The sequence below is a fragment of the Mesorhizobium sp. P171375 genome (assembly GCF_057786075.1).
Genome location: NZ_JBYNWF010000001.1, coordinates 4952793 through 4967451, shown reverse-complemented (window position 1 = coordinate 4967451; position 14659 = coordinate 4952793). Strand labels below are relative to the sequence as shown.

Sequence of the window (14659 nt, the reverse complement as noted above, 5' to 3'; positions counted from 1 at the left end):
TCAGACGCTCCTCTCGGCGGGTTTGTCGTCATGCGCGGGAGGATCGGTGCGGTACCAGCCGGTGATGATCGAGCGCAGTTCGTTGATCGGGCCGGCAGCAAGGATCATCAGCATGTGGATGATGAAAAACCCGACCAGCAACACCATCACCGTGAAATGGATGGTGCGAGCCGTCTGCCGGCCGCCGAGCACCTCGTTGAGCCAGGGCAACACCGAATTCATGCTCGGCGACATGGCAAGGCCGGTGATGATCATCAGCGGCAACAGCACGAACAGCACGCCGCCATAAGCCATTTTCTGCAGCGTGTTGTATTCACGGGTGTGGTGAAACCTGAGCTTGGCGTGGTCGATAATGTCCTGCGGCAAGCGCTTGAGGTCGTCCAGGCGCGGAGCCAGATCACGGCGCAGGTGGCCGTTGACCAGGCTGGCGACCAGCCAGACGACCAGGGTGGTAGTCAGTATCCAGGCAAAGAAGAAATGCACGACGCGGGCGGTGCCGAGGTCGTAGTAGGACGGGATCGTCGCCCAGGACGGGAAGGCGCGCGAAGTTTCCTGACCGGCCGGGCCCGACCAGCCGAGCACGCCGGTGGTGTCGAAGCGATGGCCGAAGATCTCGGTATAGCCGCGCGGACCGGTCGTGGTGTTTTCGGCGCCGATGGCAAAGACAGTGTTGTTGTACTCGAAGCCGGATTGCTTGCCGATGTAGAGCTGCGGGCGGGCGTTGAAGATCTGCAGACCGGACAACAGCATGAAGAATAGCGAAATCGCCCACAGCCAATGCGTCAGACGGGTCCAGCGCGATTGCCGGTAGATTAGCGTCTTATCCTTCGTCGCGGCGGCATCGGCCCCGGCGTCAGGCTGGCTCATGGCAACGGTATTCATCTTTTTCCTTGCCTTCTGGCTGCGCGATCCTGGCATGGCCGCGCAAGTCGTTCTCCTCCCAATACGTCGCTATCGAAAGCGATGTTTCATGCGATCACGTTTTTATTACGGGCAGATTCTCATTACGGGCCCGAATTGCCAAGGCTGACCGCGAGATTGACGACGGCAGCGACGATGACCGTGTTGAAGAAGAACGACAGGATCGAATGGACAAGCACGACGCGGCGCATATGCGAGGTGGTTATCGCCGTGTCGGCAGTCTGCGCGGTCATGCCGATCACTGTCGCGAAATAGAGGAAATCCCAGCCATCCGGCCGTTTGCTGCCGGGAAAATCGAGGCCGCCGACCGGCATCTTCTTCTTTGTTTCGGCATCGATTGCGTCGCCGTCCATCCAGTAGACATGAGCATAGTGAAGCGCCGCCAGGGAGTGGATGGTGAACCAGCCAAGCGGGATCGACAACATAGCAATACCGAGTTCGGTCGGGTCGCGGTCCTTGTGGTTGATCAGCAGGAACAAAAGGACGATGGCGATGCTGACGACACCCAGCGTAATGGCAAAGATGCCCAGCACCGGCAGGTCGACCTCGCGCGCATTCTTGCTGAGATAGCGACCGGACAGCAGCGGCATCTTGGCGAGGACGAGTGCGATGAAGACGACGAAGAAGGCGTCGGCAGCGATCGAGACGGAATAGGCAAGCGGCAAGCCCGCGATCAGCGCGATAACCAATGCCGGCAGACCGACGCATGCCGACACCAGGAATTGCTTGTGTCGGTGCAGCGGGTTCGTGATGGGGATGTCTGTTGCCATGGGCCGGCCTCGGGTGCCGTTTCTATTCCGGTGTGACGGATTTCAGCGCCCGCCGCAAGATACGGTCGAGTTCACCCAGGAAGCGCGAGCGGTCCTGCGGCGCAAAGCTGGCATTGTAGCCCTTGCTCTCGCCGGTCTCGCGCAAATGCTGCTTCAAATCGCGCATCGCCACCGCCATGCCGATGGTTTCGGGCGTGAAAGGGCGACCGGTTGGCCCAAGCACATGGGCGCCCAGCGCCACGGCGCGGGCGGCAAGCGGAATGTCGGCGGTGATCACGATGTCGTTGGATTTCGCGTTGTCGACGATCCAGTCGTCGGCGGCGTCAGCACCCTTGGAAACGACGACGTTGCGGATCATCGGATCGCGCGAGGGACGAAGCCCGCCATTGGAGACGTAAGTGACGACGACGCCATGGCGCTCGGCGACCTTTTCGATCTCGGCTTTCACCGGGCAGGCGTCGGCGTCGACGTAGATCTGGGGAGGGTCGACGCTAGTCGCGTTCATAGCGTGTGAACTTCAAATTATAACCGCGCGGCTCGGCGCCGGGCGGTTCCTCGGCCTCGGTGTCATAGACGTAGATTTTCCCAGTACAAGCAAATCCGACATGTTGGCCGATGGTGCGGATCATATCGGTCGCTTGATCGGAGTTATAAGCCCAGACGCTCATGCCAAAGAAAGCGGGTCCCGCGTCGGCAGTTCCGTACTCCGCGTTTGGAGACACCACTTCGCCGTCGGCCAGCAGCGTGTAGTGATGAAAGTCGGTTCTCACCCGCCCATAGCGGAGCTTCAACTTCCAGTTTTTGAAGCCCCTGAGATTCATCAACTACCCGGTAGCAATACGCGGTGGCCTGGGGAGAAGGGCTGGCGTCGCAAGCCAGCCCTCTCGTTTCATTCAGGCCGGCAGCGCGCCGGATTTCTTCGCCGTCCAGGTGGCGATATAGTCCATCAGACCGGGGTTGAGGCAGTCATAAGGCTCGAGCCCGATCGACTTCAGCTGGCCGCGGATACCGTCCATCCGCTTGGGGTCGACACCGGATTCGATGATCGACGACACGAAAGCGGTGAAGCCGGGCGGTGACCAGCCGTCCTCCTCGAAACGCTCCGGATGGATGAAGGTCAGGCCCTTGAACGGATGATCGCGCTCGACTGGGCCATGCATGTGGACGCCACAGCCGGTGCAGGCATAGCGCTGGATGAGCGCTGAGGGATCAACCACCTTCAGCTTGTCGCCGTTCTCGGTGACGGTGACGTCGCCGGTGCCGGCGACCGCCACGACCGAGAACACGGCGCCTTCTGGTTTCCAGCACTTCGTGCAGCCGCAGGCATGGTTATGGGCGATCTGACCCTTGACCTTTACCTTCACCGGCTTGCTGGTGCAGGCGCAGACCAGCGTGCCGCCGGCAAAGCTCGCGCTTTCCTTGGGCAAGCCATTGTCGATTTTCGGATGCAGTTTTTCAGGCATTTTCTTCCTCCCTTGTTGAACCCGTGCAACTTCAGTCGCTGGCCCTTCGGTCGGCGGCTCTTCTCCTCAGTAAACGACGACGCTCCGGATCGACTTGCCCTCATGCATGAGGTCGAAGCCCTTGTTGATGTCTTCCAGCTTCAGCAAATGCGTGATCATTGGGTCGATCTGGATCTTGCCGTCCATGTACCAGTCGACGATCTTCGGCACGTCGGTGCGGCCGCGCGCGCCGCCGAAGGCGGTGCCCATCCAGGTGCGGCCGGTGACCAATTGGAAGGGTCTGGTCGAAATCTCCTGGCCGGCGCCGGCGACGCCGATGATGACCGACTTGCCCCAGCCGCGATGCGAGGCTTCCAGCGCCTGGCGCATCACCTTGGTGTTGCCGGTGCAGTCGAATGTGTAGTCGGCGCCGCCAATCTGGTCGGCGCCTCGCTTGGTCATGTTGACGAGGTGCGGGACGACGTCGCCGTCGATTTCCTTCGGATTGACGAAATGCGTCATGCCGAAGCGCTCGCCCCAGGCCTTTTTGTCGTTGTTCAAATCAACGCCGATGATCATGTCGGCGCCGGCGAGCTTCAGGCCCTGGATGACGTTGAGGCCGATGCCGCCGAGGCCGAAGACGACGGCCGTCGCGCCTTGCTCGACCTTGGCGGTGTTGATGACAGCGCCGATGCCGGTGGTGACGCCGCAGCCGATGTAGCAGATCTTGTCGAAGGGAGCGTCCGGATTGACCTTGGCGACCGCGATCTCGGGCAGCACGGTGAAGTTCGAGAAGGTCGAGCAGCCCATATAGTGGAAGATCTTGTCCTTGCCGACCGAGAAGCGCGACGAGCCATCGGGCATCAGGCCCTGGCCCTGGGTGGCGCGGATGGCGGTGCACAAATTTGTCTTCCTGGACAGGCAGGACGGGCACTGCCGGCATTCCGGCGTGTAGAGCGGAATGACGTGGTCGCCCTTCTTGACCGACGTCACGCCCTTGCCGACATCGACGACGATGCCGGCGCCCTCGTGACCGAGGATCGCCGGGAACAGGCCTTCCGGATCGGCGCCCGAGAGTGTGAATTCATCGGTATGGCAAATACCGGTCGCTTTGATCTCGACCAGCACCTCGCCCTCGCGCGGTCCGTCGAGGTCGACCTCCATGATCTCCAGCGGCTTTCCGGCGGCGACAGCGACTGCGGCGCGGGTTTTCATCGGACAATTCCTCCCATGCGATTTTGGCTCCAAGGTTTCAGGTTTTGGCCGCTCCAGCAACTGCCAGATGAGGCAAAATGCCCGCTTTCTTGACGCAGATAGCACACCATCGGCCAATAAGCTGACCGGGTCGGGAAAGGATCGGTTATGCATGCCAATCTGCTGCTTGCGGCACTCCTCGATGTGCTGACATTTCTGGTCCATGCTGCCGGGCTGATCATGCTCACGCAGCTCATCGCCTATCTGCTGGCCCATCCGTTGCTGGACGGCAGCCAGGTGGAAAAGGTGGTTGCGCTGGTGGTGCTGGCGCTCGGCATGTTCGTGCTTGTCTGCGTCGAACTGGCGCTTTGGGCCACCGGAATGGTGGCCGTCGGCGCCTTCGCAGAGTTCGACACTGCCTTCTATTTCTCTGCATCGGCCTTCGCCACGATCGGCTTCACCGACGTGGCGCCGCTGGCCGAGTGGCGGCTGCTGGCGGCAATGGAAGGCATCACCGGCTTCCTGATCATGGGCTGGTCGGCCGCCTATCTCGTCACATCAGGCATTCGCTTCGGTCCGTTCGAGCGCGACAAGCATTTTTGAAACAGGCGCCTTGGAGCATGCTTTTGGCATGCGTATGCCGCCACTTGAGCCACAACCGGATAGTCCATAGAACAGGACGGCTTCGCCGGAGGAACGACGTCTGCATGTTCACGAAAATCCTGATCGCCAATCGCGGCGAGATCGCTTGCCGCGTCATCAAGACGGCGCGCAAGATGGGCATCGCCACGGTTGCAGTCTACTCCGACGCCGATCGCGACGCCGTGCATGTCGAAATGGCCGACGAAGCCGTGCATATCGGGCCGTCGCCCGCCGCGCAAAGCTACCTCCTGCCTGAGAAAATCATCGCTGCCTGCAAGGAAACAGGCGCGCAGGCCGTGCATCCCGGCTACGGGTTCCTGTCGGAGCGGGCCGCCTTCTGCGAAGCGCTAGAGGCCGAGGGCATTGTCTTCATCGGCCCGAAACCCAAAGCGATCAAGGCGATGGGCGACAAGATCGAATCGAAGAAGTTCGCCAATGCGGCCAAGGTTTCGACGGTGCCCGGCTGGCTTGGCGTCATCGAAAATGCCGACCATGCCGAAAAGATCGCCGGCGAGATCGGCTATCCCGTGATGATCAAGGCCTCGGCCGGCGGCGGCGGCAAGGGCATGCGCATCGCCTGGAGCCAGTCGGAAGTGCGCGACGGCTTCGACCGGGCGCGTTCGGAAGCCAAAAGCTCGTTCGGCGACGACCGTGTCTTCATCGAGAAATTCGTCGTCGATCCGCGCCATATCGAGATCCAGGTGTTGGCCGACGCGCAAGGCAATGCGCTCTATCTCGGCGAGCGCGAATGCTCGATCCAGCGCCGTAATCAGAAGGTGGCGGAAGAGGCGCCGTCGCCTTTCCTCGATGCCAAAACCAGAAAAGCGATGGGCGAGCAGGCCGTGGCTCTCGCCAAGGCGGTCGACTATCAGAGCGCCGGCACCGTCGAGTTCATCGTCGATGCTGAAAAGAACTTCTATTTCCTTGAAATGAATACACGATTGCAGGTCGAGCATCCGGTGACGGAGCTCGTCACCGGCATTGATCTGGTCGAGCAGATGATCCGCGTCGCTGCCGGCGAGAGGCTGGCTTTGAAGCAGAGCGACGTCAAGCTGAACGGCTGGGCGGTGGAAAGCCGGCTCTATGCCGAGGATCCCTACCGCAACTTCCTGCCGTCGATCGGCCGACTGACGCGCTATCGGCCGCCGGAGGAGGGCACGTTCGGCGATGTCATCATCCGAAACGACACAGGCGTCACCGAGGGCTCCGAGATTTCGATGTTCTATGACCCGATGGTGGCAAAGCTCTGCACCTGGGCGCCGACGCGTATCGAGGCGATCGATGCCATGTCGGAGGCGCTGGACAGTTTCGTCGTCGACGGCATCGAGCACAACATTCCATTCCTGGCAGCGCTCATGCAGCATCCGCGCTGGCGCGAAGGCCGGATATCGACGGGCTTCATCGCGGAGGAATATCCGGATGGTTTTGCGCCGATCGTCCCCGACGCTGACGAAAAAGCCGTGCTGGCGGCAATCGCCACCGCGGTCGAGCTTCTGCGCCGCGACCGGCTCGACCGGCTAGGCGGCCGGCTGGCGCCGCATTCGGGTGCGCTCAAACGCGACTGGGTGGTGAAGATCGGCGAGGATTATCTTTCCGCCTCGATCCTGGAAGGCATGGTCTCCATCCCGATGGAAATCGACCTGTCGGTCAATGGTGGCAAGGCGCTGACGGTGACTTCCGATTGGCGGCCGGGCGATCTGATCTGGCGCGGTCATGTCGGCGCCCGCAGGGTCACCGCGCAGATCAGGCCGCTGCCGAATGGCTTGCGCATCGCCTGGAAAGGCATGTCGGTGAACGCACGCGCCATGCTGCCGCGCATAGCGGAGCTGGAACGGCTGATGCCGGAAAAGGTGGCGCCGGACACGTCCAAGATGCTGCTTTGCCCGATGCCTGGCCTGGTCGTGTCGATTGCGGTTGCCGAAGGGCAGGAGGTCAAGGCGGGTGAAACGCTGGCCGTGGTCGAGGCGATGAAGATGGAAAACGTTCTACGCGCCGACCGTGATCTTGTCGTGTCGAAGCTCAACGCCAAACCTGGCGATAGCCTTGCCGTCGACGCGGTGATCATGGAGTTCGCCTGAGCAGGCTGGAATGCTGTGGTCGGCGGTCGTTTGTGCTGGACTGGTATCGCGCGGTCCCGGACAATACATCTCCATCGACTCAAAGCCTTAGGCAGCGCGAGAAATCATGGCGGATGACAGACTTCCACGCGATCCCCTGAAGCGCGAAGCAGCGATCGCCGCTTCGCGCCCGGAGGCACCGGCGCGGCCGTTCATCCATCTGCGCGTGCATTCGGCGTACTCGCTGCTCGAAGGCGCCTTGCAGGTCGGCGCCGTTGTCGGTCATGCCGTCAAGGACGAGTGCCCGGCCATCGCCGTCACCGACACCAACAATCTGTTCGGTGCACTGGAATTCGCCCAGAAGGCGGTGAAGGAGGGCATCCAGCCGATCATCGGCTGCCAGATCGATCTCGCCTTTTCCGGGGAGACCAGCGACGCGCAGCGCGACCGCCGCCGTCATGGGCCGGAGATGCATGCCGTGCTGCTGCTCGCCGCCACCGAGGCCGGCTATGGCAATCTGGTCAGGCTGGTCAGCCAGGTCTATCTGGAGACGCCGCCGGGCGAGGCGGTTCATTTGACGACCATGATGTTGGAGGGCCATAGCGATGGCCTGATCTGCCTCAGCGGCGGGCCGCGCGGTCCGATCGGCCGGGCGCTGAAGGAAGATCGCCGCGACCTCGCCGAAGTAAGGCTGCTGGCGCTCAAGGCGCTGTTTGGCGACCGGCTCTATGTCGAGTTGGACCGGGTTTCCGGCTATGACCGCGCCATCGAGAAATCATCGGTCGATCTTGCCTATATCCATGGTCTGCCGCTTGTCGCCACCAATGAGGCGTTCTTCTCCGCCCGCGACGACTATGACGCGCATGACGCGCTGATCGCCATTGCCGAGGGTTCGGTCGTTGCCGCCGACAACCGCCGCCGCCTATCGCCGGACAATTTCCTGCGCAGCCAGGCAGATATGGCACGACTGTTCGCCGACCTGCCGGAAGCGATCGACAACACCGTCGAGATCGCGCTGCGCTGCTCCTATTATCCCAAGACCCGCAACCCGATCCTGCCGCGTTTTACCGGGGGCGATGTCGCCGACAATGAGGTGGCGCTGAAGGCCGAGGCCGACGAACTGCGCCGCCAGGCCCATGAAGGGCTCGATGCGCGGCTGGCGGCGCATGGACCCACTGCCGGCTATACTGTCGAGCAGTATCGCCAGCGGCTCGATTTCGAGCTTTCCATCATCGAGAAGATGAAATTCCCCGGCTACTTCCTGATCGTTGCCGACTTCATCAAATGGGCGAAGGCGCAAGGCATTCCGGTTGGGCCGGGCCGCGGTTCGGGCGCCGGATCGCTGGTTGCCTATTCGACGACCATCACCGACATCGACCCGCTGCGCTTCTCCTTGCTGTTCGAGCGCTTCCTCAATCCCGACCGTGTGTCGATGCCCGACTTCGACATCGACTTCTGCCAGGACCGGCGCGAGGAGGTTATCCGCTACGTCCAGCAGAAATACGGCCGCGATCAGGTGGGGCAGATCATCACCTTCGGTACGCTGCAGGCGCGTGCCGTGCTGCGCGACGTCGGTCGTGTGCTGCAGATGCCTTACGGCCAGGTCGACAAGCTGTCCAAAATGGTGCCGCAGAACCCGGCCAATCCGGTAAAGCTCGCCGACGCCATCGCCAACGAGCCGCGCTTTGCCGAAGAGGCCGAGAAAGAGCCGATCGTCCAGACGCTGCTCGATATGGCGCAGAAACTGGAAGGCCTCTACCGCCACGCCTCGACGCATGCCGCCGGCATCGTCATCGGCGACAGGCCGTTGTCGGAGCTGGTTCCGATGTACCGTGATCCGCGTTCGGACATGCCGGTCACCCAGTTCAACATGAAATATGTCGAGCAGGCCGGGCTGGTGAAGTTCGACTTCCTCGGCCTGAAGACGCTGACGGTGCTGGAGACGGCGGTGAAGCTGATCCGCCGCCGCGGCATCGAGATCGACCAGGCGACGATCCCGCTCGACGATCCCGACACCTACGCCATGCTGTCGCGCGGCGAAGTGGTCGGCGTGTTCCAGGTGGAAAGTGCCGGCATGCGCAAGGCGCTGATCGGCATGCGGCCCGACTGCATCGAGGACATCATCGCGCTGGTCGCGCTCTACCGCCCCGGTCCGATGGAGAACATCCCAACCTACAACGCCAGAAAGCATGGCGAAGAAGAGATGGCATCGATCCACCCCAAGATCGACCATCTGGTGAAGGAGACGCAAGGCGTCATCGTCTACCAGGAACAGGTGATGCAGATCGCGCAGGAGCTGTCGGGCTATTCGCTCGGCGAAGCCGACCTTCTGCGCCGCGCCATGGGCAAGAAGATCCGTGCCGAGATGGACAAGCAGCGCGAGCGCTTCGTCACGGGCGCCGTCGAGCGCGGCGTCGGCAAGCCGCAGGCAGACTTCATCTTCGATCTTCTGGCCAAGTTCGCCGACTACGGCTTCAACAAATCGCACGCCGCGGCTTATGCCGTGGTTTCCTACCAGACCGCCTATCTCAAGGCGCATTACCCGGTCGAATTCCTGGCGGCGTCGATGACGCTCGACATGGGCAACACCGACAAGCTCGCCGATTTCCGCCAGGATGCGCTGCGCCTCGGCATCGAGGTGGTGGCGCCGTCGGTGATGACCAGCTTCCGCAATTTTGAGGTCGGCGAGAACCGCATCTACTATTCTCTTGCCGCGCTGAAGGGCGTTGGCGATGCGGCGGTCGAGCACATCGTCGCGATGCGCGGCGAAAAGCCGTTCAAAAACCTCGCCGATTTCTGCGAACGGGTCGACCCGAAGATCGTCGGCAAGCGGGTCTTCGAAAGCCTGATCATGGCCGGCGCGCTCGATTGTTTCGGCCATGACCGCGCCCAGATGATGGCCGGCGTCGAGCGGATGATGGGGCTGGCCTCGCTGGCCCAGCAGAACGCGATTTCGGGCCAGCACGACATTTTCGGCGCGTCACTTGGCGCGCAGCAACAGGCGCTCAATTTGCCGCAGACCGATCCGTGGCTGGCCGCCGACCGGCTGCACCGCGAATTCCAGGTGGTCGGCTTCTATCTCTCGGCGCATCCGCTCGACGAGTACAAGGCGGCTTTGCAGAAAATGCGGGTGCAGAACTGGGGCGAGTTCTCGGCCGCGGTCAAACGCGGTGCCGCCGCCGGGCGGCTGGCTGGCACGGTCACCACCAAGCAGGAGCGCAAGACCCGAACCGGCAACAAGATGGGCGTCATCGCCTTTTCCGACACGTCGGGCCAGTATGAAGCTGTTCTGTTTTCAGAGGGGCTGGCGCAATATCGCGATCTGCTCGAGCCCGGCCGTTCGGTGGTAATCACCGTTTCGGCGGAGGACCGGCCAGAAGGCGTCAATCTGCGCATCCAGACGGTGCAGTCGCTGGAGGATGAGGCAAGCCGTATCCAGAAGGCGCTGCGCATTTTCGTCAGGAACGATGGACCTGCCTCGATGATCCAATCCCAGCTCGCCCAGCGCGGCGAAAGCCAGGTGAGCATCATCGTTATCAAGGAAGAGGCGCAGGGCGAGGTCGAGATTGCCTTACAGGGTGGCTACCGCGTCTCGCCACAGATCGCCTCGGCGATGCGTGCTGTGCCTGGCGTGGTCGAGGTCGAGCTCGTCTAGGCTGCGCTGATGCTCAGGCGATGCCGACGGCAATCACATGGACGTCGGCCAGCGCGGGCCTCGAGAACTATATCGACGAGCTGTATTTCACCGTCGCCACGGTGACGACCACCGGTTTCGGCGACATCGTGCTGCCGGGGATCGCCGGCAAGCTGACCGCAATCGTCACCATGATCATCGGAATATCGCTGTTCGTCAGGCTGGCGACGGCGATCTTCCGCCCCGCCAAGGTGTTCTTTCCCTGTCCGCAATGCGGCCTGCAGCGGCACGAGCCGGACGCCGTTCATTGCAAAGCCTGCGGCCACTTGCTCAACATACCTGATGAGGGGAACTGACCGGGTGGATCGCTACGACGCCGCCATTTCGGCCGGTTTTGGCGCCTTGCGCTGCAGGTTGAGCAGGTTGCCCATCAGGATCAGCAGGGCGCCGCCGGCGGTAAAAATGTCGATCTGCTCGCTGTAGAGCAGCCAGCCGACCAGCGCCGACAGCGGCACGCGCAGGAAGTCCATCGGCGAGATGATGGTGGCGTCGGCATAGACGAGCGCGCGGGCCAGGCAGAAATGCGATGACATGCCGGTGAAGGCGATGACGAAAATCCACGGCCAGAGTGCCAGCGAGGGATTGCGCCACTCATAGAGCGCCGGCACGAGGCCGACCGCCGACTGGATGACCAGCATCCAGAAGATGATGCGCACGACGCTGTCGGTGCGCGTCAGAGACTTGACCAGCACCAGCGAAATGCCGAAGCAGACGGCTGCGCCGAGAACCACGAGGTGGCCCGGATCAATGGAGCCGACGCCGGGGCGCACGATGACCACCACGCCGACCAGGCCGAGCACGATCGCCGCCAATCTTGGCCGCGACAGTTTTTCGCCAAGGAAGCTGACGGCCAGGATCGCGGTCCAGATCGGTGTGGTGAATTCGATCGAGATCAGCACCGCAAGCGGGATCAGTGTCAGCGCATAGAGCCAGGCCGCCTGGCCGGTATAATGGATGACGTTGCGGGCGATATGAGCCAGCGGTCGCCGCGTGCGCATCGCGGCGAAACCGCCGCTCATCATCACCAGCGGCAACAGGATGAAAAAGCCGATCATCGAGCGCAGTTCGAGCACCTGGAAGACGTTGAGCTCCGCGGTGGTGGCGCGGCCGGCGACCGACATCGTCAGGAACGAAGCGATCGACAGCGCCATCCAGCACGCGGCTTTGGGGATCGAGGGAGCAGGGGCCATGCGCGCTATGTCGCAAGCCGGGACTTCTATCGCAACCGCTAGGCGACGCATTCGACTGGGCCAGACCCGTTGCAAAACAGCCAAGCAGGAAGTGGAACCTGACACGACGGCAGGCGTTGGTTCCCGATATTGGCCAATTCCTGGGCGCATTGTTCTTCAACATCAACGGGGGAGAGATACCAATGAAATCATTCGCGCGATTTCTGCTATCCGGCTGCCTGATAACTGCGAGCGGGGCGGCCCATGCCGACGAGGCGGATTTTCTCAGTTCCCTGCAGGGCAATTTCTCCGGCAAAGGGACAGTCAAGGTCACGACCGAAGCACCGACGGTGAACGTCTCGTGCACTTTCAATTCCGACGCGACGTCGACATCATTGTCGCTTGACGGCAACTGCCGCGGTCTGATCGTGGTGACGCGCGCGATCAGCGCGGATCTGAAGGCCAGCGGAGCGAAATACACCGGCGTCTATGTCGGATCGCGCACCGGGCCCGCGCAACTCGCCGGCAGTCGTTCCGGCAACGCGATCAATCTCGGTATCAGCTGGGCGACGGAGGTCAATGGCGACCGCAAGGCGCGGTTGACGGTCGAGAAAACCAGCGGCGACGGAATGCGGTTGACCGTTACCGACGTCGATCCGAAAACCGGCAAGAGCGTGGTGACGAGTCGCATCGATCTGCAGCGCATCTAAGCCGATTACTCTTCGATCGGCTCCGGCGGGTTGGCGTTGCGGCCCTTGCCGAAGGTGTAGCCGGTTTCCACCGCCTTCTTGCCGAACTTGTCGCGCAGCGTGTCGATGGCGCTTTCGGCCATGGCTCGCTTGCGCGAGCCGACATCGACGAGATCGGGCGGGTCGGCCTTCCCGTCATCCGAGAGATCGCTGACGCCGATGCCGAGCAGCCGGTATTTCGTGCCGTCGGCTTCCTTGCGCAACAGATCAAGCCCGGTCTGGAAAATGCGATCGGCCAGCCTTGTCGGGTCGCCGAGCTGGCGGTTGCGGGTGCGCAGCTTGAAGTCCTGCGTCTTCAGCTTCAGCACCACGGTGCGCCCTGCAATGCCTGACTTTTTCAGCCGCGCCGAAACCTTTTCAGACAGCCCTCGCAGCACCGGGACCAGCTCGTCCATTTCAGCTATATCAGTGTCGAAAGTGGTTTCGGCCGAGACGCTTTTTGCATCCTGATCGGGGTCGACACGGCGGTCATCCTGGCCGCGCGACAGATGGTAGAGCCGGGTGCCCATCACACCATAGCGGCGCATCAGATCGACGCGCTCCATGCGCTGCAGCTGGGCGATGGTGCGGATGCCGTCGCGTTCGAGCGTTGCGGCAAACGCCTTGCCGACGCCCCAGATCAGCGTCACCGGCTGCTCGGCCAGGAAACCCAGCGCCTCGGCCTCGCCGATCACCGAAAAGCCGCGCGGCTTGCGGAAGTCGGAGGCGACCTTGGCCAGGAACTTGCAGTAGGAGAGGCCGGCCGAAACGGTGATGCCGATTTCCTTTTCGACGGTCAGCGAAAAGCGCGCCAGCACCACTGCCGGCGGCATGCCGTGCAGGCGCTCGGTGCCGGCAAGGTCGAGAAACGCCTCGTCAATCGAGAGCGGTTCGACCAGCGGCGTCAGGGCCTGCATCAGCGCGCGCACCTCGCGGCCGACGCGGACATATTTTTCCATGTTGGGCGGGATGACGACCGCCTCCGGACAGGCCTCGAGCGCCTTGAACATCGGCATTGCCGAGCGCACGCCCTTGATGCGGGCGATGTAGCAGGCGGTGGAGACGACGCCGCGCTTGCCGCCGCCGATGATCAGCGGCTTGTCCTTTAGCGCCGGGTTGTCGCGCTTTTCGATCGCCGCATAGAAGGCGTCGCAATCGATATGGGCGAGATGCAGACGGTAGAGCTCGGGATGACGGGCGAGCCGGGGACTGCCGCAGCGCTCGCAGCGTCTGACATCGCTGCGCTGAAGGGTCAGGCAGTCGCGGCAAAAACCGTGCTCGGGATTGTTGACAGGGGCCGCCATCGCTGCGAACATAAAGAGAACAAATGCAATGGTACGTCAGGACGGGAGCCGCCACAAGCGGTTAGCCGGGAGAGAACTCATGAGCACGACCATAGCGCCGCTGAAGCCCGACCTATGGGCGGATTTCGAGGATCTTTTCGGCAAGCAGGGCGCCTGCTACGGCTGCTGGTGCACCTATTTCAGACAGGCGCCGGCGGCGCGGCGCGCCAGCGACAAGCAGCGCAACAAAGATCTTATCAAGGCGCGCATCGAGGTCGGGCCGCCGCCGGGGCTCTTGGCTTTCGAGGATGGGGTGGCGGTCGGCTGGATGCAGATCGGCCCACGCGCCGACGTGCCCGAATGGAACAATCGGGGCAGGGGTTCGGCGCCGGTCGATCCGGCAGACGCCGCCGATCCCGGCGTGTGGGCGATCTCCTGCTTCTTCATTCGCGCCAGTGCGCGCGGCAGGGGCATCAGCCATCGCCTGGTCGAGGGCGGCATCGCCTTTGCCCGCCAGAACAAGGCGCGGCTGGTCGAGGCCTGTCCGATCGATGTGTCGCGCGATTCGCGTTCGATCGGCCTGTTCGTCGGCTCGTCGCGTGTGTTTGAAAAGGCCGGCTTCGAGCGGCTTGTCGAACGCAAAGCCGGCCGGCCGCTGATGCGGCTGGTGTTGTAGCAGGCGGCCAGCAATCCCATGGGTCTTGTCTTGCGGCTGTGATGGTATTTCCCTACCAGTGGCAGAAACGGTTTTGACGGCCG

Annotated in this window: 13 protein-coding genes and 1 pseudogene; 6 read left to right on the top strand and 8 right to left on the bottom strand. The window is 62.6% G+C overall.

Annotated features, from left to right (window positions below):
- The 6 genes from ACYHH6_RS24240 to ACYHH6_RS24215 form a co-directional block, all read right to left on the bottom strand.
- Window positions 1-867 carry a cytochrome b/b6 domain-containing protein gene (locus ACYHH6_RS24240; protein ID WP_352588945.1) on the bottom strand — a complete coding sequence of 289 codons (867 nt, stop codon included), beginning with the start codon at window positions 865-867 and terminating at the stop codon, window positions 1-3.
- A gap of 137 nt (window positions 868-1004) precedes the next feature.
- A complete protein-coding gene (locus ACYHH6_RS24235) occupies window positions 1005-1691 on the bottom strand; it encodes a DUF1345 domain-containing protein (protein WP_352588862.1) in 687 nt (228 codons plus the stop codon).
- 22 nt (window positions 1692-1713) lie between these two features.
- Window positions 1714-2196, bottom strand: a complete 483-nt coding sequence (locus ACYHH6_RS24230; protein ID WP_352588865.1) for a YaiI/YqxD family protein — start codon at window positions 2194-2196, stop codon at window positions 1714-1716.
- Window positions 2183-2512 carry a hypothetical protein gene (locus ACYHH6_RS24225; RefSeq protein ID WP_352588868.1) on the bottom strand — a complete coding sequence of 110 codons (330 nt, stop codon included), beginning with the start codon at window positions 2510-2512 and terminating at the stop codon, window positions 2183-2185. The genes ACYHH6_RS24230 and ACYHH6_RS24225 overlap by 14 nt, the downstream gene beginning before the upstream one ends.
- Window positions 2513-2584: 72 nt before the next feature.
- Window positions 2585-3154, bottom strand: a complete 570-nt coding sequence (gfa, locus tag ACYHH6_RS24220) for an S-(hydroxymethyl)glutathione synthase (RefSeq protein ID WP_352588871.1) — start codon at window positions 3152-3154, stop codon at window positions 2585-2587.
- 66 nt (window positions 3155-3220) lie between these two features.
- Complete coding sequence (locus ACYHH6_RS24215; protein ID WP_352588874.1) at window positions 3221-4348, bottom strand: S-(hydroxymethyl)glutathione dehydrogenase/class III alcohol dehydrogenase; 1128 nt, start codon at window positions 4346-4348, stop codon at window positions 3221-3223.
- A 147-nt stretch (window positions 4349-4495) separates the two neighbouring features.
- Between ACYHH6_RS24215 and ACYHH6_RS24210 the strand changes: the two genes are divergently transcribed.
- The 4 genes and pseudogenes from ACYHH6_RS24210 to ACYHH6_RS24195 all read left to right on the top strand — a co-directional run.
- Complete coding sequence (locus tag ACYHH6_RS24210) at window positions 4496-4930, top strand: ion channel (protein WP_352588877.1); 435 nt, start codon at window positions 4496-4498, stop codon at window positions 4928-4930.
- 104 nt (window positions 4931-5034) lie between these two features.
- The gene (locus ACYHH6_RS24205; protein ID WP_352588880.1) at window positions 5035-7047 is read left to right on the top strand and encodes an acetyl-CoA carboxylase biotin carboxylase subunit; all 2013 of its coding nucleotides are present in this window, start codon (window positions 5035-5037) and stop codon (window positions 7045-7047) included.
- A 106-nt stretch (window positions 7048-7153) separates the two neighbouring features.
- Window positions 7154-10681: a DNA polymerase III subunit alpha gene (dnaE, locus tag ACYHH6_RS24200; protein WP_352588883.1), complete on the top strand. Its 3528-nt coding sequence runs from the start codon at window positions 7154-7156 to the stop codon at window positions 10679-10681.
- A gap of 53 nt (window positions 10682-10734) precedes the next feature.
- Window positions 10735-11016, top strand: a pseudogene (locus ACYHH6_RS24195) (potassium channel family protein); the annotation flags it as partial.
- Window positions 11017-11028: 12 nt separating this feature from the next.
- Here the strand turns inward: ACYHH6_RS24195 and ACYHH6_RS24190 are convergent.
- Complete coding sequence (locus tag ACYHH6_RS24190; protein ID WP_352588886.1) at window positions 11029-11910, bottom strand: DMT family transporter; 882 nt, start codon at window positions 11908-11910, stop codon at window positions 11029-11031.
- Window positions 11911-12092: 182 nt separating this feature from the next.
- Between ACYHH6_RS24190 and ACYHH6_RS24185 the strand changes: the two genes are divergently transcribed.
- Window positions 12093-12599 (top strand): hypothetical protein, encoded by a 507-nt coding sequence (locus ACYHH6_RS24185; RefSeq protein ID WP_352588948.1) that lies wholly within the window; start codon window positions 12093-12095, stop codon window positions 12597-12599.
- 5 nt (window positions 12600-12604) lie between these two features.
- On the opposite strand, the gene ACYHH6_RS24180 is transcribed toward ACYHH6_RS24185, so the two are convergent.
- Window positions 12605-13933, bottom strand: coding sequence for a DNA polymerase IV (locus tag ACYHH6_RS24180; protein ID WP_352588888.1), 1329 nt, complete (start codon window positions 13931-13933; stop codon window positions 12605-12607).
- Window positions 13934-14000: 67 nt separating this feature from the next.
- Here ACYHH6_RS24180 and ACYHH6_RS24175 point away from each other — a divergent pair, with 67 nt between their 5' ends.
- Entirely contained in the window at window positions 14001-14576 is a 576-nt protein-coding gene (locus tag ACYHH6_RS24175) for a GNAT family N-acetyltransferase (RefSeq protein WP_352588890.1), read from the top strand.
- Window positions 14577-14659: the final 83 nt, after the last annotated feature.